The organism is Bacillus sp. AFS059628, assembly GCF_002571225.1.
Classification (GTDB): domain Bacteria; phylum Bacillota; class Bacilli; order Bacillales; family Bacillaceae_G; genus Bacillus_A.
The window spans coordinates 1-22,503 of the sequence record NZ_NVEC01000078.1; the positions used below are offsets into that span (position 1 = coordinate 1).

Annotated in this window: 17 protein-coding genes, 4 pseudogenes, 1 riboswitch and 1 other annotated feature; of the genes and pseudogenes, 5 read left to right on the forward strand and 16 right to left on the reverse strand. The window is 35.0% G+C overall.

Annotation, left to right across the window (positions count from 1 at the left end; genetic code table 11):
- Positions 1-125: 125 nt before the first annotated feature.
- Both COL05_RS24360 and COL05_RS24365 read right to left on the reverse strand, forming a co-directional pair.
- Entirely contained in the window at positions 126-938 is an 813-nt protein-coding gene (locus COL05_RS24360; RefSeq protein ID WP_098670463.1) for a polyphosphate kinase 2 family protein, read from the reverse strand.
- Between the two features lie 283 nt (positions 939-1,221).
- On the reverse strand, positions 1,222-1,530 hold the full coding sequence (locus COL05_RS24365; protein WP_098670464.1) for an alpha/beta hydrolase: 309 nt from the start codon (positions 1,528-1,530) through the stop codon (positions 1,222-1,224).
- Between the two features lie 93 nt (positions 1,531-1,623).
- Here COL05_RS24365 and COL05_RS24370 point away from each other — a divergent pair, with 93 nt between their 5' ends.
- Entirely contained in the window at positions 1,624-2,088 is a 465-nt protein-coding gene (locus tag COL05_RS24370) for a hypothetical protein (RefSeq protein WP_074542492.1), read from the forward strand.
- 19 nt (positions 2,089-2,107) lie between these two features.
- Here the strand turns inward: COL05_RS24370 and COL05_RS24375 are convergent, their stop codons facing one another.
- From COL05_RS24375 to COL05_RS24390, 4 genes are all read right to left on the reverse strand, one after another.
- Entirely contained in the window at positions 2,108-2,386 is a 279-nt protein-coding gene (locus COL05_RS24375) for a hypothetical protein (protein WP_098670465.1), read from the reverse strand.
- 28 nt (positions 2,387-2,414) lie between these two features.
- Positions 2,415-3,677 (reverse strand): MFS transporter, encoded by a 1,263-nt coding sequence (locus COL05_RS24380; protein ID WP_098670466.1) that lies wholly within the window; start codon positions 3,675-3,677, stop codon positions 2,415-2,417.
- Between the two features lie 145 nt (positions 3,678-3,822).
- The gene (locus COL05_RS24385) at positions 3,823-5,202 is read right to left on the reverse strand and encodes an S-layer homology domain-containing protein (RefSeq protein WP_098670467.1); all 1,380 of its coding nucleotides are present in this window, start codon (positions 5,200-5,202) and stop codon (positions 3,823-3,825) included.
- Positions 5,203-5,456: 254 nt separating this feature from the next.
- Positions 5,457-6,698: an N-acetylmuramoyl-L-alanine amidase gene (locus COL05_RS24390; RefSeq protein WP_098670468.1), complete on the reverse strand. Its 1,242-nt coding sequence runs from the start codon at positions 6,696-6,698 to the stop codon at positions 5,457-5,459.
- 169 nt (positions 6,699-6,867) lie between these two features.
- Here COL05_RS24390 and COL05_RS24395 point away from each other — a divergent pair, with 169 nt between their 5' ends.
- Entirely contained in the window at positions 6,868-7,353 is a 486-nt protein-coding gene (locus COL05_RS24395; RefSeq protein ID WP_098670469.1) for an 8-oxo-dGTP diphosphatase, read from the forward strand.
- Between the two features lie 29 nt (positions 7,354-7,382).
- Here COL05_RS24395 and COL05_RS24400 read toward each other — a convergent pair whose 3' ends face one another.
- The 3 genes and pseudogenes from COL05_RS24400 to COL05_RS24410 all read right to left on the reverse strand — a co-directional run.
- A complete protein-coding gene (locus COL05_RS24400) occupies positions 7,383-9,008 on the reverse strand; it encodes a YndJ family protein (RefSeq protein ID WP_098670470.1) in 1,626 nt (541 codons plus the stop codon).
- A gap of 5 nt (positions 9,009-9,013) precedes the next feature.
- Positions 9,014-9,337 (reverse strand): annotated as a pseudogene (locus COL05_RS24405) (DUF4166 domain-containing protein); the annotation flags it as partial.
- Positions 9,325-9,558, reverse strand: a pseudogene (locus tag COL05_RS24410) (hypothetical protein); the annotation flags it as partial. The pseudogenes COL05_RS24405 and COL05_RS24410, both read right to left, overlap by 13 nt.
- A 191-nt stretch (positions 9,559-9,749) precedes the next feature.
- A riboswitch (Lysine riboswitch) is annotated at positions 9,750-9,936 on the forward strand.
- A gap of 199 nt (positions 9,937-10,135) precedes the next feature.
- Here COL05_RS24410 and COL05_RS24420 point away from each other — a divergent pair.
- Positions 10,136-11,365: an aspartate kinase gene (locus COL05_RS24420; RefSeq protein WP_098670472.1), complete on the forward strand. Its 1,230-nt coding sequence runs from the start codon at positions 10,136-10,138 to the stop codon at positions 11,363-11,365.
- Positions 11,366-11,721: 356 nt separating this feature from the next.
- Positions 11,722-12,177 (forward strand): VOC family protein, encoded by a 456-nt coding sequence (locus tag COL05_RS24425; protein WP_098670473.1) that lies wholly within the window; start codon positions 11,722-11,724, stop codon positions 12,175-12,177.
- A gap of 151 nt (positions 12,178-12,328) precedes the next feature.
- On the opposite strand, the pseudogene COL05_RS32375 reads toward COL05_RS24425, so the two are convergent.
- A pseudogene (locus tag COL05_RS32375) lies at positions 12,329-12,932 on the reverse strand (helix-turn-helix domain-containing protein).
- A gap of 138 nt (positions 12,933-13,070) precedes the next feature.
- A complete protein-coding gene (gene asnA, locus COL05_RS24440) occupies positions 13,071-14,054 on the reverse strand; it encodes an aspartate--ammonia ligase (RefSeq protein WP_098670475.1) in 984 nt (327 codons plus the stop codon).
- A gap of 70 nt (positions 14,055-14,124) precedes the next feature.
- Positions 14,125-14,383, reverse strand: a binding site (T-box leader).
- Positions 14,384-14,788: 405 nt separating this feature from the next.
- On the opposite strand from asnA, the gene COL05_RS24450 reads away from it, so the two are divergent.
- Positions 14,789-14,923, forward strand: coding sequence for a DUF3934 family protein (locus COL05_RS24450; protein WP_061657016.1), 135 nt, complete (start codon positions 14,789-14,791; stop codon positions 14,921-14,923).
- 94 nt (positions 14,924-15,017) lie between these two features.
- Here COL05_RS24450 and COL05_RS24455 read toward each other — a convergent pair whose 3' ends face one another.
- The 5 genes and pseudogenes from COL05_RS24455 to COL05_RS24475 form a co-directional block, all read right to left on the reverse strand.
- Positions 15,018-18,212 carry a DEAD/DEAH box helicase gene (locus tag COL05_RS24455; protein WP_098670476.1) on the reverse strand — a complete coding sequence of 1,065 codons (3,195 nt, stop codon included), beginning with the start codon at positions 18,210-18,212 and terminating at the stop codon, positions 15,018-15,020.
- 117 nt (positions 18,213-18,329) lie between these two features.
- A complete protein-coding gene (locus tag COL05_RS24460; RefSeq protein WP_098670477.1) occupies positions 18,330-19,262 on the reverse strand; it encodes a response regulator in 933 nt (310 codons plus the stop codon).
- 2 nt (positions 19,263-19,264) lie between these two features.
- Complete coding sequence (locus tag COL05_RS24465) at positions 19,265-20,563, reverse strand: sensor histidine kinase (protein ID WP_098670478.1); 1,299 nt, start codon at positions 20,561-20,563, stop codon at positions 19,265-19,267.
- Positions 20,564-20,626: 63 nt separating this feature from the next.
- Positions 20,627-22,339 carry an oxaloacetate-decarboxylating malate dehydrogenase gene (gene malS / locus COL05_RS24470; RefSeq protein WP_142337649.1) on the reverse strand — a complete coding sequence of 571 codons (1,713 nt, stop codon included), beginning with the start codon at positions 22,337-22,339 and terminating at the stop codon, positions 20,627-20,629.
- Between the two features lie 74 nt (positions 22,340-22,413).
- Positions 22,414-22,503 (reverse strand): annotated as a pseudogene (locus tag COL05_RS24475) (aspartate ammonia-lyase); the annotation flags it as partial.

Below are 22,503 nucleotides of genomic sequence, written 5' to 3' on the forward strand. Positions count from 1 at the left end.
ATGATTATTGATTATATACTTTATTCTGTTATTTGTAAAATATTTCTAAATTAAAAATACCCTGTAATTTTGTTGTTCAAAATTACAGGGTATCTCTATTTTATATTTCCTATACAAACTTTGTATTATTTTACAACTTCATCTTGGCCCGTTTCAAAGCCTTCTGTCTTTCCCTCTTTTATTTCATAATAATATGAAGGTAATTCTATATTATGTTCTACAAGGTAATCCTCAATTAATGAAATAATCACTTTCAACGTTTTCAATCGAGCGTATAATTTATCGTTACTTGCGATAATTTCCCATTTTGCATTTGGCTTATTTGTTTTTTCAAACATTTCTTCTATTGCCTCAACATACTCGTACCATTTTTCACGGTTACGCCAATCTTCGTCTGTAATTTTCCATCTTTTTAAAGGATTTTTCTCTCTATCTTTAAACCTCTTTAATTGTTCATCTTTACTAATATGATAGAAAAACTTCCCGATTATATAATGATCATCTGTTAATAGTTTTTCAAAATCATTAATCTCGTCATAGGCTCTCGTCCACTCTTCCTTTGTAGCAAAACCTTCAACCCGCTCAACTAACACACGGCCGTACCATGAGCGATCAAAAATAGTAATTTGCCCATACTGAGGAAGTTTACGCCAGAAACGTTGCAAGTAATGGTATCGTTTTTCATGAGGTGCTGGTGCTCCGATTGGATTTACTTGAAAACCGCGCGGATCAAGGTGTTCTGTCACTCGTTTAATCGCCCCGCCTTTTCCAGCCGCATCCCAGCCTTCCATAACGAGCATCACTGCAATTTTTTCTTCTTTTACTATTTGCTGCAACGCTAATAAGCGCCTTTGATATTTTTCAAGTTTCTTATTGTACTTAGATTTTGATTCAATTCTTTTCGTTACATCTACTTTAGCAAGATATCCATGTTCCATAAAACAAATCCCCCTTGTTGTATGACAATGTTATTTTAACATATTTATTGGGATTTTTTTCAAATTAAAAATTATTTCGAAAAATAATCTCTACTCTTCTTTATATCGATAATTTAATGTCACCGATATACTTTTAAGCATCCTTAAGCACACCTATTATTAATTACAAAAACAAAAAGGAGACTATGCAAAAAATCTCTACATAGTTTCCTTTTTTAAGATGTATGTCGCTTACTTAGAAAGATGAACAATAAAAAATAGGAACTCCATCGATTCACTCATACTACAAACGAATGACAGGTGGAATACCTCCTTCTGGTAAAAAATAAGCGAATACTGTAAATCCAATAATTAATATTGAAAATAATGTTATTATAATTCCACCGGGTAGTGTTAGAAAAAGAGTATTCGGCCTTCTCTTCATAGAGAAAATCATCGAGTATACTCCCAGAAGAAGACTTATTATAGCAATAGTCACATAAGCAGCTACTGCATACCATGGATTAAGTTCTAATAAAACACCAGAAATAAATATATACAAAAATAATAGTTGTAGAAAAATACTGCTTCCCATACTTACGAGTTCTTTCAATATATCCCCCCCCCCCTAAATCGCATGGTATATTATCTCAAAAAGAGAAGATAATAAAAAATATATCCATTAAAGAATGGGAGCTCTCTAAAAATGAAACGAAAAATATTTTCTCTCTTTTCACTAATCTGTTTAGTACTACCAATACAAGCTAGTGCATACACATTTCAATCACTACCAATTGCATCAAAGTCTAAACAATGGTATATCGAAATTGATAAATCTCATAACGTAAACAAGCAAGCAATCCAGCCAAAACAAGGTGTATTTGATACATATAGTTTACTCGTAAAAAACATCGGTCATGATGTATCAAACGTATCCGTGGAAATACTTGATAACAATCCTACCTCTAAAGCTACCTTTAAACCTACTACACCTAATGAAAATATTTCTAAAAGTCATACAAGCTTTGACTACATGGTATTCCCATTAGACTTTAATAGCCATAATTTTAAAGTTGTGATTACTTGGGAAGAAAAGAACTTTTCTTACAACGGCCATCCAGTAAATGAAAGTAAAAAAATGAAACAAACATTTGTATTTAATGAAGAGTAAGCCCTAATTTAATTAGGGCTTACTCTTCATTTACAAAACCAGTTTGAATGGCTTCTGTCACTTCTTTTGTGATGTCCAGTTTTGTTGCATCGGTGCTAATTTTCTTATGCCAAATATGCACGGAAGGCTTTTCGTTACAAAAATGTTTTATTAATACTAGTTGATTATATGCTAGCTTATTTTCTCTATGGGTAGCAATATAGACTGTGAAATTTTTTGCTTCAAAGATCTTTTCCTGCAAAGTATATTGGCTGTCCAATTCCTTTGCGACTATGTCTTTCAAATTTTCTATAAGCATATAAGTCGTTCCCCCTTCCCTTATATCATCAATCAAATCTTCGAATACTCGGCACACATAATGCTACTCCAATTGTTACAAGTACTAAAATAGCTAGTGTTATAATCGTTATCTCGCCACCTATGACAGTAGCTAACCATCCTACAACTACATAACCTAGCGGCAGTAAAGCAAATGAACCTAACATATCAAGGCTTGCCACCCTTCCGAATGCTTCTTCTGGCACAAGCTCTTGTAAACTCGTTTCCCAAATGAGTCCAAATATCATCATACCGAAACCTTCAATTGCCATTAATCCAATTAAAACAGGTGCCCAAGCAACAAACGGCATTATCAAAAGTGCACAACCACTTATTAAAACACCACCATAGGCAAGTAATCCCCGCTTATACCATCGTTCCCTCCCGCCAAATATTAGCGCGGCAATGACAGCTCCAACGCCAGAAGATGCCATTCCTAATCCATACACATATGCTTCAAAATGGTGATGAACATTAAATAACCATGGAATTAATACGACGATAATTCCTGCATAACAAATATTGATAAAAGAAAAGACTAAAATTGTAATCCATAGCCACGGATGACTTTTTAAAACAAAAACACCTTCCATAAACTCTTGTTTGTAATCGATTTTTCTCTTTTCAATATGGTTTACTTTTTTAAACCTTATTTCTCTTAAAAATAATAAACATAAAAATGATAGCAAATACGTTACTGCATCTAGTCCAAACCCTATTCCGGCAGATGCAACTGAAACGATTAATCCTCCAAGAGCGGGTCCAATTAGTCGTATACCTTGATTACTCATTTGCGTTAATGCATTAGCTGCATTGCGAATTTCAGGTACAAATACTTTTGCTCTTACAGCCGCATATGCTGGCTGAAATATGCCTTCCATAAGTCCATATAATGCTACAAGTACATATAGAAGTGGAATTGTTAATACGTCCATAAATATAAGTGTTGCAAGTAATAGCATTAATATGCATCGAACGATATCTGTAAATAACATTACTTTCACCCGATCCATTCGATCTACGACTAATCCCGCAAACGGTAACGCAAGAATATTAGGAAGCATGTACATTGCCATAGTCATTCCCATTACAACTGTTGAACCAGTTAATGAATATACAACGACTGGCAAAATAACCATTGTTATCGAACTACCTAAAGTCGAAAGCAATTGTCCAATCCATAAAAACTTAAAATGTGGTGACGCTTTAACTGGCAATAGCAATTTACCGATATAACTTACATTTTTCCCTGTTTGTATTTCTCCTTGCATACCTCTCTCCTCTTTTCAAATTAAGTTAACACTAAATATAAAACAGAAAATTCAATCTTCAACACTTTTAATTATATATGAAACTGTTAAATTATTGGTAAAAATATAAAAAAGATGTTTTCATAAATGAAAACACCTTTTTTATTTATAATTTTAAGTTCTTCTTCAATGTCCAATATTTTTCTTGAGCATTTTCAAATGAAAATTCTACCCAGCCGTTTGGATCTTCACGATATACATTTACTTTCTTACCATTTTCTAATTTCCCAACTTCATTTTGCGTAATATTTGGTACACTTTTAATCGTATAGCCAAATGGATATGGTACTTGATAGTAAGAACCTACTAATTGAACAGTAGCTGTTGCATCTTTTGCATAATTTTTATATGGAATCGCCTCACCTAATGCCTCTACATTTAATGTGTTAGGATTTTTTGGTAATCGTTTTACATTTTGATAATCTTTTTTGTTAAACGGTTTAATACGCTCCATAATATTAGCGATTTTGCCAGCCCATTCTTTATCAGTTGCATACTTTTCATTCATAGCAGGTAATGTGTAGCCATTGAAATGATTAGCACCTTCTTCTAAATAGTTCTTTCTTACATAATCAGCATTGTACGAAATACTTTGCTTGTATGACGATAAATATTTTGCATATGCAAATGGATCACGATCATACGCTCTTAGACCAAATAAATTATGCTTACGATATGCAATTTCTGATTTACCATAGGCAGATTCTAAGATTGCATGTGCAGCTAAATACAGTGCGCTCACACCATACTCATTTTGTGCTTGAATAAAATCTTGTCCCGTTCCAATAAGAGGACTGTCAGGATGCCATTTTTCAATAAAATTATCAATCTCTTGTGCTGTTATATTAGATGGTAACGTTATATCTAGATTGATATACGATGCCATAGCATTAAATAAAAATTGTGCATATTCTTCACGTGTTAAAACACTAGTTGGATTAAATGCACCTGCTCCATTACCTGCTGTAATGCCGTTAGATTCTAATGCGCTAACTGCATCATTTGCCCAATGCGTGCTTGGTACATCATTAAACGTATGTTGAGCCTTTATTTTAAACTTAAAAGCATTCTGTATAATTACTGCCATCTCAGCACGAGTTAACGAGTCTTTTGGTCTAAACGTCCCTTTACCATCACCTACAAAAATCCCCATCTCTGTTAATGCTAAAATTTCTTTTGGGAACATCGTCGTTCCTGCGCTAATATCAGAGTATGGATTTTTATAATCATCTTTTGCTTCTGGTTTTAATGCGCGATACATCAATGCCGCTACTTGCTCACGAGTTACAACATCTCCGAACCCGAATTTACCATTATCGTACCCTGCAATAACCCCTTTTGACGTTAAATCATTAATTGCTTCAAATGACCAATGATTTTTCGGAACGTCTGGAAATTCTTTTGTAGATGCAAACGAAGTTGCTGGAGCCATCACTACTTGAAGTGCGACTGTCACCGCTAACACATTAGAAATAACTTTTTTCATAATTTTTTTAACACGTTATGTATATGCTTGTCCCGTGTTAACTTGCCTCCCTTTATCGTATAATTTTTCCTATTAAACTAACAAACTCTTAAATAGTCACCAGTAAAAGTATACGTGATAAAAATAAACTAATCTACCATTATTTTATTTATAATCAGCATAATACGATATATCTTTTTATTCCGATACAAAATTACATAAAGTTACAAAAAAGCCCACCTCTATGTAGACGATGGGCTTAGTAATCAACATTGTTATTTAGCTAAACGATATTTTTCAACATCGAAACCTTTCCACTCATAATAATCTAAAATCCCAGCATAAACTGCCTCAGCAGCAATTTGTCTTCCTGATTCAGTAGCTAATTTACCATTATCTATATCATTATCAATAAAGGCAAGCTCTGTTAAAACTGCTGGTACTGTATTATTATTTACTACATAAAGCGAGTGATTGTCTTTTATATTTCTATTTTTTGTATGTAGTGCTTCTACTACTCTATTTTGAATTTTCTTTGCTAACACTTCGCTATCCTTTTCAATCTGTGTCTCTTCCCCATGCTTGGATTTTTTATAATAATATGTTTCCGTTCCATGACCATCATGATTTTCAGAAGAATTTGCATGAATGCTTACAAATATATCTGCATTGTTCTCTTGACCAAATTTCACTCGATTCGCAAGAGATTCATTTTTGTTACTTCCTGGATTTCCGTTCTCTTCACGTGTTAATAAAGCTTTTAAAGGTGTATTTTTTTCTAACAACTTCTGTAATCTTAAAGATGTATCAAATACGATTTTACTTTCCTCTACACCTTGTCCTGGATTCCCTGGATCAAATCCTCCATGACCAGGATCAATAATAACTACCTTTTCTACTAAAGGATTACCTATTTTAAGAGAATCTGCCTTTTTAATAAATTGAGCTGCCTCTGCTTTAGTTAGAATTTTTCCAGGCTCCCATCTGTCACCAGTCCCGACAGAAATCCCTAATTCAACTAGAATGTTAGCTTTTGCTTTACCCCAACTTTTTTCTAGATCACTGAATTTAGTTGCTGGAGTACCGTTCACTTTAGACTCTAATTTGTAAGCTTCTACAAGAAGAGATGCCATTGAAACGCGGTCAATTTTTCCGTCCGGCTCAAATCCATTGCCTGTACCTTTAACCACACCAGCTTTTTCTACAGCTGCGATAATTGGAGTAGCCCAATGTTTTTGAGAATCCGCGTAAGATGGTTTAGCGTTTTTATCGATTGGTAAGTTTAAGATTTTAGCCATCATTGTAGCTGCTTCTGCACGAGTGATTTCTTTTCCAGGCTCGAACATTCCTTTCTCGTTACCTGTAACTGCGCCTTTTGCTGCTAAGTAGTTAATAGAATCTTCTGCCCAGTGCCCTGCTTGGACATCTGGAAACGCTTTTGTTTGCGCGAAACTACTAGATGAATAAGATAATATACTAGCTGCGATTACTCCTGCTGCGATTATTCTATTTTTCATAGAATATATTCCCCTCTCAAGTACAATATATTTATGTAACAGACTCATTATAGTTCTGAAAATTAGTAATAGTCAATTGTAATTTGTATATTTTTGTATTATTATTGTATTTTTTGTCATATATAACTATATTTTAAAAATTTAAGGTTTTATAAGAGGAGAGATTCATATGAGCAACAATTGGAAAGATATAGAACACCGTATTTACACCATGTGTATGATTCAGCGGAATAACGAAGTATTGTTAATACAGCGCCCCGATCATCTAGGCTTCCCTGGTTACATCGCTCCTGGCGGAAAAGTAGATTTCCCAGAAAGTATCGTTCACGCTGCTAAACGAGAAGTAAAGGAAGAAACTGGATTACTTGTTTCAAATTTAACTTTTAAGGGATTAGATGAATACGTAAATCCGAAAGAAAATGTTCGATATATGGTATTTAATTATTGGACAGACTCATTTGATGGTGAACTTCTTATAAATCCTCCTGAGGGCGAATTATTATGGGTACCAATCGATACAGCATTAAATCTTCCTATGCAAGATTGGTTTAAAGAAAGATTTCCATTATTTTTTGAAAAAGGTACGTTTGAAATTCAACGTGTTTGGGACCGAGACTTAGATAAACAAGTTGCTATGACAATTACGCATACGTAAAAAAAGCTTGGAATCTCTCCAAGCTTTTTTTACTTCTCCTCTATTTTCTTAATCTCATAATCAATTTCTAAAAACTTAACTCCAAATATCCACATTTTATGGTTAGCTTCTAACATTTGATTGGTGCCCTCTTTAATAACAAACGTCTCTGTTAGCGGTAAACGGATTGTAAAGTAGCAAGTATGTAAATAAATCCCCTCATCTCCCTGACCATTTTCTCTTAGCTTACTAGTAATGATTAAATCATTACTCTTATTACATAATTTCAAAACTCCCGTCATATTCGAATATGGCAAAGGTAATGCAATATTCATGTATGTCTCATTCTTATATGTATATTTTGAGTAAAGAGCTACAAAAATAGATTCTTCTGCTTCATTTTTTCTTAACCACGCCCTTACATTCTCTCTTCCATCCTTCTCATCTATTACCCCAATAATAGAGCCTTGCATCGTTTCCCACTTGCCGCCCATTCCTAAATGTATTTGTCCTACACGTTTACTCATTTTCTCATAGCAAAATGCAAACGGTCGGAACCAGCGAGTCCATTTAATATGCGATTGTAACTCATACTCTTTTGTATTTTCATAAAAGCGAATAATGCTTAAAGGAAGCTTCGTCACGTCAAATGCCTCACTATGAAAATTATTCATTTTATCAACTAAACCGTTGTATGCCTTACTATCTATTACATTTTTGTTATGTAAAAATGCTTCACCAACTGTCGCCTTTCCTCTTAATCTGCTCATTGGTTTCCCGTAATATTTATAGTTCAGAACACTCTTTTCAATCATCCAGCCGACAAATGCCGGCAACGCTACTCCAATTCCATTGACAACACCGTGAATCCAAACCATTTGAGCAATTGTAATCGTCATTACATGTTTCAAATTCCCATACGAATATATGAGTGAGAACATAATTGTTACCATGAGTGTACTAGACGATATGACTAGGAGGATTTTTGCGCTGATAGCATTAAAATTCGTGCGCCAAACATAAATCCCATAACCATAAATCGCACATAAATATAGGCACACTGCAAGAAATTCAAATACCCTTGAGTATGTAATCCCTATCGCAACTGTCATAGGTGAAATAACGATGATAAACATAATCGCATCATATACTTTACTGCTCTTTTCTCTCTTACGCCCTATTAAACCAGCTGATAATGGCAATAGAAATGCCGAATAATGAAAGTGTGCAGCTGTAAGTAAAACAATGTCAGAACTAAAGTGCATAATGGAAAGCTTTGCTACAGAAGCAAAAAACCAGAATCCACCTAAAAACAAATATATAAACGCACTATCGATAGCCGTTTCTTCTAACGGTTTCCATCCTCTTTCTAGTAATCTATTCATACCAAATAACGCAACGATTCCTGTATATACAAACCAAATTATCGCAAAGATATATTGATTTGTTACGAAAGCTAACATTGCACAAATCGCTGCTATCGGATATAAAAACGATACGGATTTATAAAATAATAAATACAATCCATTTCGTGCTCTTTTATCAATAATACAAAAAGACATCGGTATAAATAACAAAATAGATAATAAAATAATTGCTTCAACTGGGTTTACATTTGACCACTCACATAATAGAAAAATAATATAACAAGCAAGCCCAACTATTATATTTTTCATATCATTTATTTCCTCTCCACAAATGTTCCCCTATATGAAAATAATGAACCAATTAACGGATTGCGTACTTGTACATGAATTCGAAAGCACTGTTTTGTTTCATCATAACTTTCTACAATGTTGGCCTCTCCGTATAAGAATATAGGTAACGGGATTTTTCTTCTAAACATGTAAAACCATTGTTTCTTTGAAGAAATATGCATCGCCCCCATCTCATCAATATGAAAATTCAGTGTAGAAACAAGTATGTGTGGCTTACCAAAATAATCTACAATTTCATTATTTTCTTCATCCAACTGCATAACAGCGTTAAAATATCTTTTCTTATCTCACCTATCGATTCACCTTCTCCAGCTATTTCAAGTCCAAATCCAATCTTTGTTTTATATAAAAACTTCTGTGATTCTCCTTCATTTTTCTCTACATACGAAATTTCAGTAAAGCGAGCATCCCATTCTGTATGTATATGTGGTTCTTGCGTGTATTCCCATAATTTCTCCATTGTTGTGTTCATTTCTGCCGAAACATAAATAGGCTTATTCCCCTTCATTCTTCCACCTCCAATGCACTATAATTTTAATGTACATGCAATGAATTTAATTTGCTACTTTTTTCACAAACTTTTTCGTAAAAAGAAAGAATTTTTAAAATTTATACAAAACACTTGATTCCCCAAAAAATTTAAATTATTATAAAACAAATGTTACCAACAACTTCATAAATCAAACACTCTCGCCTAAAACGTGAGATAGAGGTTGCGATACTTATGAGTATTCTAATGGAGACACAGAGATGTCTATGAAATTAGATGAAAGGAAGTGTTGCCGAAATCGATATATTTCTCTGTATGTATCGATTGGGGCTGTTTTCGAATAGAAACAGAACTGTCATATGTACAGACGTGTACGTATGAAGAGCTATCTACAAAAAAGAGATATCATTTTTATGATATTCCTTTTTTGGCGGTTTTTTTATTAGCTCCGTTTTCTGTTTCCCTTTTCCTGTAACAGCACCATCCTCACTTATTTGAGATGGTGTTTTTTGTTTTTCTCTGGTAACTACAGGAATATTGGGATTTATATATGTCCTAATCTATTCTTAAAAATGGATGAAAGAAGGAATTCGTAATGGAAACGATTGTACAAAAATTTGGTGGCACTTCTGTCGGAAATGTTGAGCGCATTCAACATGTAGCAAATTTAATTATTGAAGAATATGAACGAGGACATAGTATCGTCTCTGTCGTTTCAGCAATGGGAAAAAGTACAGATGAACTTGTCGCACTCGCTAACGCGATTACAGAAAATCCGAGTAAACGCGAAATGGATATGCTTCTATCGACAGGAGAGCAAGTGACTATTTCATTATTAACGATGGCACTACAAGCAAAAGGTTATAATGCGATTTCATTAACAGGATGGCAAGCTGGTATTACGACAGAATCTGTACATAGTAGTGCACGGATTACTGACATTCATACAGATCGAATTCAATCTTATCTTACTGAAGGTACGATTGTTATTGTAGCTGGCTTCCAAGGAGTTAGTGAAAACCATGAAATTACAACACTTGGACGCGGTGGTTCTGATACAACTGCTGTTGCATTAGCCGCTGCACTGAAAGCAAAAAAATGTGATATTTACACAGATGTGACCGGCGTATATACGACGGACCCACGAGTTGTAAAAGATGCTTATAAATTAGATGAAATCTCTTATGACGAAATGTTAGAGCTTGCAAACCTTGGTGCTGGTGTATTACACCCGCGTGCTGTTGAGTTTGCTAAAAATCACAATGTCATGTTAGAAGTTCGCTCAAGTATGGAACAAGAAAACGGAACAATTGTAAAAGGAGAATGTAACATGGAACAACAATCAATCGTTAAAGGTATTGCATTTGAAGATAACATTACACGCGTCACAATGAAAGGATTAGAACAAGGTGCACTTTCAACAGTTTTCTCTACATTAGCAGCGGCACATATTAATGTAGATATCATCATCCAAAGTATTACAAATGAAGGAACTGTTCACCTCTCCTTCTCCATCCATTCTAATGATTTAAAAGAAACATTAGAGGTATTAGAACAAAATCAAGAAACACTTCACTATGAATCAGTAGAATATGAAAATCATTTAGCAAAAGTATCAATTGTAGGATCTGGTATGGTCTCTAATCCAGGTGTTGCTGCGAATATGTTCACTACTTTAAAAGAAGAAAATATTCATATTAAAATGGTAAGTACATCAGAAATTAAAGTGTCTGTCGTTATTGACCGCCTTCATTTAGTAACAGGTGTCGAGGCACTACATCAATCATTTATGGCGAAAATTGAGCCTTTAGTGCAGATGAGTTAATTTCCACTAGTAAAACTTAAAACAAATGAGATGAATCTATTTCTTTCCTATATTAATAGAAATAGAGTGGGAATATTTTGCGGGGAAATCGAAGTTATTCTGTCGAATAGCAATTACTGTATCAAATTCTTGAAACTACTTAAACATAATAGCATTCCTGAAATAAAGTTCATGCGTATCTCAGTAGTAGCAGGTTTACGAAGTGTTGTTCCCTATCAAAATGTTTATTCTATATCCGAAAACACCTTGTCACATTTTCCTACACTGTGACAAGGTGTTTTTTGTTTAAAAGGAACTTTAGTATAATTATGAGGAGAATTAAACAACAAATTTATACATATAAGGAGATAAAGACTATGGCAAACAACAAGTTACTAAGAATGGACAATGTCAGCATCGTTGTAGAATCTCTTGATAACGCAATCTCATTCTTCGAAGAGATTGGATTAAAACTCGAAGGGCGAGCTACTGTCGAAGGTGAATGGGCTGGTCGCGTAACCGGTCTCGGTTCTCAGTGCGTGGAGATTGCTATGATGGTGACGCCAGATGGCCATAGCCGAATTGAACTTTCGCGATTTCTCACACCACCTACTATAGCAGATCACCGGACAGCTCCTGTAAACGCCCTCGGTTATTTGCGCGTCATGTTCACCGTTGAAGACATTGACGAAATGGTATCTAGGCTTACTACTAAGCATGGTGCTCAGCTCGTTGGCGAAATAGTTCAGTACGAGAATTCGTATCGTCTCTGCTACATTCGTGGAACTGAAGGCATTTTAATCGGTTTAGCGGAAGAACTCGGTAACAAATAAGTAATGTTTTACTGAATTAAAAATATTTGAAAGATATTCTTTCTTAATAAAGCTTAGATTTTCAACCCCGTCCTAACTTTAGAACGGGGTTATGCTTGTTTGTTTTTTTAACATACTATCAATATCCTAAAATTATTATAAAACAATTCATTTACTCGTTATACTCTTTCCTAGGAAATATAACTGACTCTTCCCACTTCTTATCATATATATCTTTTCTTTTGAAAAACGATCTGAACTCATTCAACATAACTTTCTTTACATCAGAGTAAAAAACCATCATGAATAGTGCTATCCCTAATAATATCTCTTGCATTCCTTCATAATCAACAAAAGCACTCACAATTAGCAAACCAAATCCAATGTAGAAACCAAATTCATTCTCTTTCTCAAAATCTTCATCTTCATCAATATGTATTTTCTCTTTAAAGCTTTGGTTTCCTTTTATTAATTCATCTAACGTGACATTATACATTTCGCTAAGCAAAATTAAATTATCAATATCCGGACAGCTTTTATCATGTTCCCACTTACCCCGCTTTAACAGGCAGTAAATCTCATCAAAGCTTTTAAGCACAATCAAGGCAGCCAGATGCGATTAACTGCCTATAAAAGCCCGATTGGTTCAACTAATAATCAGNNTAAAGTTTCACTTTATACACAGCTTGCCTTGTCACACCAATTTTCTTAGCAACATCTTCCTGTGAAAATCCTTGTGACTCTCGTAATCTTTTAAGTTGTTGTCCTAAGCTCATAACGTCCTCTCCTTTAACAAATTATTACATAAAAGGTTCCAAAAAAGAAAGAAACCATTAGTAAAACTCACTGTAAACCATTCGTTTACACCATAAAAAAGAGAGAATAACTCTTTGAGCTATTCTCTCTCCCTTCTATTAAAACAGATGAATGTTTTCTTTCTTGCAAGCTTCACGTAAATCGTCAGGCCATACAGAAGATTGAACTTCACCGATATGTGCTTTACGTAAGAAGTACATGCACATTCTTGATTGTCCAATACCACCGCCAATTGTTAATGGTAGTACGTCTTCTAAAATACCTTTATGGAAATCGTACTCACGTTTGAAGTCTTCACCTGTTTTCGTTAACTGCTCATCAAGTGATTTACTATCAACACGAATTCCCATTGATGATAATTCGAATGAAGCTTGTAATACTGGGTGCCAGAATAAAATGTCACCGTTTAATTTCCAATCATCATAATCAGCTGCGCGTCCATCATGCTTTTCACCTGAACGAAGTGCATCACCAATTCCGATAATGAAGACTGCACCGTGCTCCTTGGCAATTGCATGTTCACGATCTTTAGGTGTTAATTCTGGATATTTATCTTCTAGTTCTTGGGAAGTGATAAAAACAATTTCTTCTGGTAAATACTTTCCAAGGAACGGATACTTTTCAAATAAGTGGTCTTCTAAATCTTTGAATATTCCATAAATTGTTTGTACTGTTTTTTGTAAGTAATCTACAGTACGCCATTCTTTTTGAACGATTTTTTCCCAATCCCATTGGTCAACGTAAATGGAATGTGTTGCATCAAGTTCTTCATCACGACGTATCGCGTTCATGTTTGTATATAAACCTTCACCAGCTTCATATCCATATTCATGTAATGCGAATCTTTTCCACTTCGCTAGTGAATGAACAATTTCTAATTCTTCTCCTGAGTGTAACATATCAAATTCGATTGGACGTTCTACACCGTTTAGGTGATCGTTTAATCCTGATTTTTTCGTTACGAATAATGGTGCAGATACGCGGAATAATTCAAGGCGTTTTGCTAATTGATCCTCGAAAAATGTTTTAACTTCCTTAATTGCGATTTGAGTCTCTCTTACTGTCATTAATGATTGATACATGGTGGTTTCCTCCTAAAATGTTTGGATGTTGTGAAAAGAAGCCAACAAAAAAAGCCCTTCTTTCCCAAAAAACTGGGACGAAAGGCTTTGGTTCCGCGGTACCACCCAAATTAGCAACAGAGGTTGCTCACTTATACAATACGGAGATGAAATATCTCGATACTGTTCTTCTTGTAACGGCGAAGTTCCCGGCTAAGTCTACTTTCCTTTAAAGGATTTCGGTTAGCAACTCCAGGAGGTTCTTCATAATAGGCTTCGTATCAGGCTCACACCACCCCTGACTCGCTTAGACTACATCCTACTACTACTCGTCCTTTCATAGTCGTTTTGTTGTCACATCTCTGAAACATTTTATTAATGATTATTCTATACAAAAAATAAAGAAAGTCAACAAAAATTTAAAAATATTTTTCAATTCTTTATTTTACGGCTTTATTGATTGTTGCTAATTTAACATCTTTACTTTTTCTGTCTCGTCAATCCAAAAAACGTTTCACTAACCGAAACTAACATATACACAACAAGTAATGTAATCGTTCGAAATATAGAATCCGCAGTATTTCGTATTATTTTCATTTTCTTTGTAATTCCTTTCAGTTTACGTGCAAATTCGTGTTATACTATAGCATTCAAGCAGTTTATTTTTACTTAAAGCAATCATAGTCATTTATAAAGAGTATGTTCTAAATCATTGACTATTATCAAATAAGATTTTTATATAACGGAGTGATCATATGAGTAAAACGAAAGCAAAACCGAAAAAAGGTGTAGGACAAGGTACAGGAAGTAAAGGATGGAATCGTTGGCAATCAAGTGCAAAGAAAAAGGCAGCTGCCAAGCCATATAAAAGTAAAGGGAATAAAAAGTAAATTCTGTATTATCTCTTTACTTTGTTCAAAACAAATTATAATTATTACACTAAAAAAGCTATGCTCTCATACATGTGAAAGCATAGCTTTTTTATTAAATCATTAAAATATCTCGCATTTCTTCCTCCGTGATGGATGATAATTTCTCTTCTCCCGGCTCAATCACTTCAGCGATTAAATGTTTCTTACTTTCTTGCAGTTCATGCATTTTTTCCTCAATTGTTCCGTGAGCCACTAACTTAATGACTTGTACCGTATTTTTTTGTCCCATTCGATATGCCCTATCTGCTGCTTGTTGTTCAACAGCTGGATTCCACCATAAGTCGTACAATATAACCGTATCGGCACCCGTTAAGTTAAGACCTGTACCACCAGCTTTTAAAGAAATGAGAAATAGGTCCCCTTCCCCTTCGTTAAACCGGTCACATAGCTCTACACGTTCTTGCGAAGGTGTATTTCCGTCTAAATAAAAGTATGGAATCGCTTGACGATTTAACTCACGACCAATAATGGACAGCATCTTCGTAAATTGAGAAAAAATTAAAATCCTCTTACCAGTACTTCTGCATTCCTCAAGTATCTCTAATAGTTGCTCAAATTTAGCTGAACTCCCCTTGTAATCATCAACGAATAAAGCGGGATGATTACAAATTTGTCGCAATCTCGTTAAGCCAGCTAAAATTCTAATTTTATTTTTACGTAACGTATCTTTATCTAAATGTTTTAACGTTTCTTCCCTTAATTTCGCTAAATAAGCTGCATATAGTCTCTTTTGATCTGGTAATAATTCCGATGACTGTAAGTGCTCTATTTTATCTGGAAGCTCCTGTAATACGTCTTCTTTTAATCGTCTTAATACGAAAGGTTTTACGCGCTTCGCTATATCTTCTCGCCTTAAATCACCGAATTCTTTTCTTCCTGGTAATAATTCTGGAAATACGACGTGGAAAATAGACCATAGCTCTTCTAATGAATTTTCGACAGGCGTTCCCGTTAATCCAAAACGATATTCAGCTTGAATTGTTTTCACTGCTCTTGCAGTTTGTGTTGTAGGATTTTTAAACGCCTGTGCTTCATCAAGAAATAGTGTATGAAATGGCCTCGCATACGATCTTATATCTCTTCTCAGTAACGGATATGACGTAATGACGACATCAAATTCCGCTACGTCTTGTAAGATTTTTCGTCGTTCTGTTTGATTTCCATCTGCAATGACCGCTCTAATATGCGGGGCAAATTTTTTCAATTCACTAAACCAATTGTAAACGAGAGAGGACGGTGAGACGACTAATATAGGTAGCTTCTTCTCTCGAATTTCAGGTAAAACAGAATCTATAAAAGCGATGCTTTGTAGCGTTTTTCCAAGTCCCATATCGTCTGCTAAAATACCGCCAAAACGGTAATAGGCGAGTGTTTTCATCCACTCGAATCCGTATACTTGATACTCTCTCATTACAGCATGTAAAGTTGGCGGTACTGTAAACTTTAACTTTTTCGGATTTTGAATGCTTTCAACTAAATCTTGAACAGACTCATCTAAACTTAAAACATTACCTTCATGTAGTCCGTTCATCCATTTTACACTCCGAATAAGCGGAACGTGTACTTCTTCCCCATGTAAAAATTCTTTTCGAATACCTGATTCTTTTACAAACTGATTAATTTCATTAAACTCTTTGCTCTCTAGTGATAATAAAGAACCATTCGCAAGCCGGTAATATTTTCGTTTTTCTTCAAGAGCCACTAATACACCTTTAATTTCTGCTTCCGGTATTCCTTTTATATCAAAGCGAAATGACAACCAATCAATTCTTTCTTTTCTTCTCACCCTAATAAGAGGTGCTGTATCCCCTTTATGAATGCGTAATTTAATTGCTGTTGTCGCATAAATATCAACTAAGCCTTTTAATGTTGGGACGACATGATATAAAAAGTTATACTCTGCTTCTTCATTATGCATAAAATAACCGCCTTCCGTTTTTGCGAAGGAACTTTCACTCATAATGTCTAAAATCTCTTTTTCCTTTTTCTCATCACGATTAAAAACAGACGGTTGTCCGTCTTCTTCTAGCGGATTGATCATGACGTTTCCATAATGAAATTCAAGACCTGCTAACAAACGATTTTTCACTCGATCTAAATACAACTTTGCTTTTAAAGACGGCGTTTCAACATGATCGGATATTATTTCATCAATGCGTACCGTTCCAAGTTTCATTAATCCAGGTACAACTTTCGCTACGAAATGTTCCATCTTATTTTCAGGAATATAAAACTGATTGCTATTTGAGCGACTCATCATTTTTTGCAATTCAATAAGTCGCATACAATCTTCAATAGGTAAATGATATAATTTTCCATCGTAAAGAGCATAGTTATACATTTCCATAACTTGAACACGATTTAGACCATCTATATGAAGTGTAAATCCACCATTATTGCCTTTCGTAAACTCAAAATGTAATGGCAATAATCCTTTTGAAATTTGTAACCCGTGAAACAGTTGCTCATTTTGTTTCAGATGTACATGCTCCACTTTAGAAAGTGAAGAGAGTATATCTCTCCACGAAGCTGGCGGTATAAATATCATACTTTCATCTTGTTTCGCATGTACTTCTAACGCATCTTCATACATTTTTTCATTATGATATATTTTAATGAGTTGTTGTATAATCGCGTCCGTTTCTTGTTTAAAACTATGTACATTTGGTGTGTATGTAAATTCATTGGAACAATGAAAGGTCTCTCTTTTCTCCACTTTAGAAAGAAATTCTCTAATATGATTTATAAAATATGTTTTCGCAAGTTTCAACTGAATTCCAAGAAGGGCCCCACCACTTTTCGTCGCTACTGATGAACATATAAACGCAACATCTAATATTTCACGTGTATCAAAACGATGTTGTTTACTCTTTGGCCGCAGCGGTTTGTCTGCAAACAACTGAAACATCCCGTTTGTTAATTGATCATTTCTGCTACTAATAGAGCCCATCCCACCCGTTTGCTGGTTATCATTTATTTGTATCAGTACAGCTGCAACATGTTGACAGTACGTTTGAAAAGACGCTAACGAAGGACAACTACATCTTGCAACTACATCACCTTTTTTAGCTTTTTCTACTGTAACATGAAAATCTTCATTTCCTTTTACCGTCGCCTCACAAATTTCGTTCGTTTCATCATAATGATTCACGATTACTTTATTTGATTTATAATAAGCTTCGCCTCTTTTATATGAGGTTTCTCCGCATACTTCTTTAATAATCGATTTATTTAATGTAAAACCCATTGCTTTGACACCGCCTTAATGTAAAACCATTTTCTCTTACTTAATATTTTACATGCTCAACGAGAAAATATAAAATGTTGATTCAACAAAAAAGATGCTTATTTATAAGCATCTTCTTCACTCTATCTCCATCAACCGTTTCGCTTCAAAATACAGTACCTGAATAAATTTCTTCGTATTAATTCGTATATGTCCAGAAGTCGCTATTTCATCCTTTGTCATTTCTGTCATCCGTCTTCTAACTACAGTGAAATCAAAAAACTTCGGAGCATAGCTTTCAAATTTCGGATTTGAAAAGTCTGTTAGTCCGAGGGAAGCTAAATGATTCAACGATTGATAAATCGCTCTTCTTACACGTTGTTCGGATGCTTTTCTTTCCTTATCTATATCTGCATCTGAAGCCATATTATCTAATTTTTTTAATGTTATTTGGTGAAATATATCTTTTAATGCAGGAAATCCGAATTCAAATGTTTGCGCCTTTTCTTGCCCATATAAATATTCCAACATACTAAGTAAATCTTTACTCCCGTTCTCTCCCGCAATACCAAGTTCTGCTAGTAAGAAGCGTCCGGAATCTGATATCTTTTTCCCTTCTTGCACTGTTTCACTACGCATTTGCGGTTTTTCCCACTGAAACACACTATTTAATGATTTTTGAATGTCATATATAGAACGTTCCAAACGAATACGCTCTATCACTTTTCGTACAACCGATACTACTTCTATTTTGTTTAGTGGTTTCGTAATATAATATTCCACACCAAGTGTATACGCCTCGCCAATGAGCTGTTTCGATTCAACTTGAGAAATCATAATAATTTTCCCAGTAAATGAAGACGCTATATGGCGAACTGTTTCAATGCCATCTCTCATAGGCATTAGTAAATCAATAAATAAAATATCCACTTTTTTATAATTTAGCTGTTCTGCTTCAACAAAAGCTCCGTCTTCCGATTCTCCAATTACTTCCCCAAGATCGCCATCCTCAATAATTTGTGAAAGCATCGAACGGAAAACTTCATCATCATCTACGATATAATAAAACAAACCTATTCCCCTTCCCGCTTTAAACTGCACTCCGGTAAACAAACGATAAACTTACACCCTTTTCCAGTTTCATTATCTTCTAGCCTTACTTCTCCGCCAAGCTCTGTTACCATTTCGCGTATGTAAGAAAGTCCAATGCCTGTTGACGGTGTTCCCGTTTGGTCATACTTTGAAGTAAACCCGGGCTTAAATACTAACTTCTTATATTTTTGTGCAATACCAGGTCCATCGTCAATTACTTCAAAGACTACATGTTGCTCTCGTTTATATAATTTCATATGAATGAGACCTCTATCTTCAATTGCTTCTACTGCATTCGCAACTAAGTTATTAAAGATTGATAGCACTGTATACACGTGGTATGCAGCGTGTTCACCTTCTATATGTTTAGAAAAGCGTATATCTTTCTCTAGCATTTCAGCATACTTTTCATTTATTCTTACAATCATTTCTGTAAGCTCATGACCTTCTACATACTCCGCCACATTTTTATCTAATAACAGTTTAGATAATCCTGCAAAAATCCTTTGATTATCCTTTTTTATTTCGTGCACTTCTCCTGCTATTTTCAATGCTGTTTTACTGCTGGAATCATCGTTCGCTTGTAAGTTTCGATATAGTTGATATGCTTCTTGTGTAATCAATTCTGCATTTTGTAACGTTTTTTTCAAATGAACTGATTCTACATATAAATTCGAAAGGTGCATGAACATTTTTTCATTTTCTTTTCGGACTTGTGATTCTTTTAATTTTGTTTCATATAAATTCATCATATTTAAAAAGCCAAGTGCAAAGAAACTACGGAAAATAGCGATAATAATAAGTTTATTTAATTCAGAAACTATTATCGTTGTACCGAGCACGACCATATGATAAATCGCTAGTTCAGACATACTTGCGATAATTTCAATTGTAATCCCAAGGCATCCAATAACGATTGGTCTCTGATGAAACTTATTCACCCTACAGAGTGAAAAAAGACTTCCATAAATAAAATAATAAAAAAACACAGGATAGCGCAAATAAAATGATTCTGTCATATGAAATGAACCTTGCATGACCCAGTCAAGACATACGCGGAATAAAACGACACATATACCGACAAGAATACCTGCAGCCGCTGCTGGTATTCTTCTTAAAAATAGCAATAAAAAGAAAAAAAGCGGTGTCCCAAAGCTAACGCGAAACGTATCATTAAAAGGATGAAAATTAAGCTCTCCAGCAATCGGAACAACAACCATTAATATAATTAAAAGGGAAATATCTTTCTTCCATAATTGATTCCAATTCAAAGCTGCCACTTCCTATACTTTTTTCGGTAATAAAAGTGAAAGCCCGCTTATTTTTATAAACGGGCTTTATTTCTATATTCTAACCTTTTCTACCGCTTTTATTTGGCGATACTCCGGCTCCCAGATTGCTTCTTTCACTGCAATCTTGATATCGTTATCACTTAAGTTCTCTCTAGCTACACCTTCTGCAACAGCAACTTTCGCTACTTCAATTGCAACCATTTCCGAGATATTACGTAACTCTTCAACTTCTGGTAAAATAGGTGCTCCTGGCTGACTTGTATCTACCATGCTTGCAACTGCTTCAGCTGCTGCTGCAAACATTCCATCCGTCATGATACTTGCACGTACGACAATTGTTCCAAGACCAAGACCTGGGAAAATAAGTGCGTTATTTGATTGTCCAATCACATACGTTACACCGTTGTATGTAACTGGTTCAAATGGACTTCCTGTCGCAACTAATGCTCTTCCTTCTGTCCACTCAATTAAATCAGCTGGTTTCGCTTCAGCAAGTGGCGTCGGATTCGACATCGGTAAAATGATTGGTCTTTCTACGTGAGAAGCCATTTCTTTAACAATCTCTTCTTTAAATGCGCCTGCAACAGTTGATGTACCAATTAAAATTGTCGGTTTTACATGTTTCACAACTTCAGCAAGTCCGATTACACCATTTTGCTTCCACTCACTTACTTCCAGTGCTTTTCTTGCATACGGCATTTGGAAATCAAGAAGATCTTCCATATTATCTGTAACTAATCCGTTACGATCAATACACCAGAAACGCTTATACGATTCTTCTTCTGATACACCTACGCGGACCATTGCATCTCTAACTTGATCTGCGATACCGATTCCAGCCGTACCAGCACCAAATACAACAACGCGGTGTTCACTTAGTGGTACACCCGAAGCTTTCACTGCCGATAACACAGCAGCAAGTGAAACTGCACCTGTACCTTGAATATCATCATTAAATGTACAAATGTCATGACGATATTTATCTAGAATTTTTCGTGCATTTCTAGAACTAAAGTCTTCCCAATGTAAGAGTGCTTTCGGGAATTGCTTACTTACCGCTTGTACAAACGTATCAATAAACTCATCGTAAGCTTCACCAGTTATACGAGGGTGACGATTTCCAATGTAAAATGGATTGTTTAATAATTCTTCACGATTTGTACCTACGTCTAGAATTACCGGTAGTACACGACTAGGATCGATTCCAACCGCGGCCGTATAAACAGCTAATTTTCCGATGGCGATGTTAATACCACCAACGCCCCAGTCACCAATTCCAAGTATGCCTTCTCCATCTGTTACAACAACTAAATCAATATTTTCTGCTGTTGCACCGATATTCGCAAATGCTTCTTCAATACCTGACGGATCGTTAATTGATAAATACACACCACGTGGTTTACGGTATTCATGACTGTACCTTTGTATCGCTACACCGACTGTTGGTGTATATACGATTGGTAACATTTCGCGCAAGTGATCTGTTAAAATACGATAAAATAATACTTCATTTCGATCATGTAACGCTGTTAAGTATACATTCTTTAATAAATCATCCGGCTGAGAACAAAATTGTTCGTATGCTCGGCGTGCTTGTTCTTCTAATGTTAAAACTGCTGGGGGTAATAACCCTTTTAAACCTAATTCTTCTCTTTCTTCTTGCGTGAAAGCGACCCCTTTATTTAAAAGTGGTGTTGATAATACTTCCACTCCTCTTAATGTCGTTTCTAATGAACCATTAGAAGCTACTGTAAACTTACTCATAACATCCCTACCTCTATTCATATATAGCATTTCTATATTGTAAACAAAAAAGAGGGGCTTGTCCCCCTCTTCTTTTAATTTTTCTTTAAAAGAGTTGCTCCTGCAATCCCTGGGTGTGTCATTTCGAATGGATCTAGAATTAATTCTAAGTCTTCTTGTGACAG

Excerpts from the sequence above, each read along its gene's own strand:
- COL05_RS24385 (WP_098670467.1), bottom strand. The coding sequence starts at position 5,202 with ATGAAAAAAGTTATTTCTAATGTGTTAGCGGTGACAGTCGCACTTCAA.
- COL05_RS24370 (WP_074542492.1), top strand. The coding sequence starts at position 1,624 with ATGAAACGAAAAATATTTTCTCTCTTTTCACTAATCTGTTTAGTACTA.
- COL05_RS24395 (WP_098670469.1), top strand. The coding sequence starts at position 6,868 with ATGAGCAACAATTGGAAAGATATAGAACACCGTATTTACACCATGTGT.
- COL05_RS24360 (WP_098670463.1), bottom strand. The coding sequence starts at position 938 with ATGGAACATGGATATCTTGCTAAAGTAGATGTAACGAAAAGAATTGAA.
- COL05_RS24455 (WP_098670476.1), bottom strand. The coding sequence starts at position 18,212 with ATGGGTTTTACATTAAATAAATCGATTATTAAAGAAGTATGCGGAGAA.
- COL05_RS24375 (WP_098670465.1), bottom strand. The coding sequence starts at position 2,386 with ATGCTTATAGAAAATTTGAAAGACATAGTCGCAAAGGAATTGGACAGC.
- COL05_RS24420 (WP_098670472.1), top strand. The coding sequence starts at position 10,136 with ATGGAAACGATTGTACAAAAATTTGGTGGCACTTCTGTCGGAAATGTT.
- COL05_RS24450 (WP_061657016.1), top strand. The coding sequence starts at position 14,789 with ATGAGTAAAACGAAAGCAAAACCGAAAAAAGGTGTAGGACAAGGTACA.
- COL05_RS24380 (WP_098670466.1), bottom strand. The coding sequence starts at position 3,677 with ATGCAAGGAGAAATACAAACAGGGAAAAATGTAAGTTATATCGGTAAA.
- asnA (WP_098670475.1), bottom strand. The coding sequence starts at position 14,054 with ATGTATCAATCATTAATGACAGTAAGAGAGACTCAAATCGCAATTAAG.
- COL05_RS24400 (WP_098670470.1), bottom strand. The coding sequence starts at position 9,008 with ATGAAAAATATAATAGTTGGGCTTGCTTGTTATATTATTTTTCTATTA.
- COL05_RS24425 (WP_098670473.1), top strand. The coding sequence starts at position 11,722 with ATGGCAAACAACAAGTTACTAAGAATGGACAATGTCAGCATCGTTGTA.
- malS (WP_142337649.1), bottom strand. The coding sequence starts at position 22,339 with ATGAGTAAGTTTACAGTAGCTTCTAATGGTTCATTAGAAACGACATTA.
- COL05_RS24390 (WP_098670468.1), bottom strand. The coding sequence starts at position 6,698 with ATGAAAAATAGAATAATCGCAGCAGGAGTAATCGCAGCTAGTATATTA.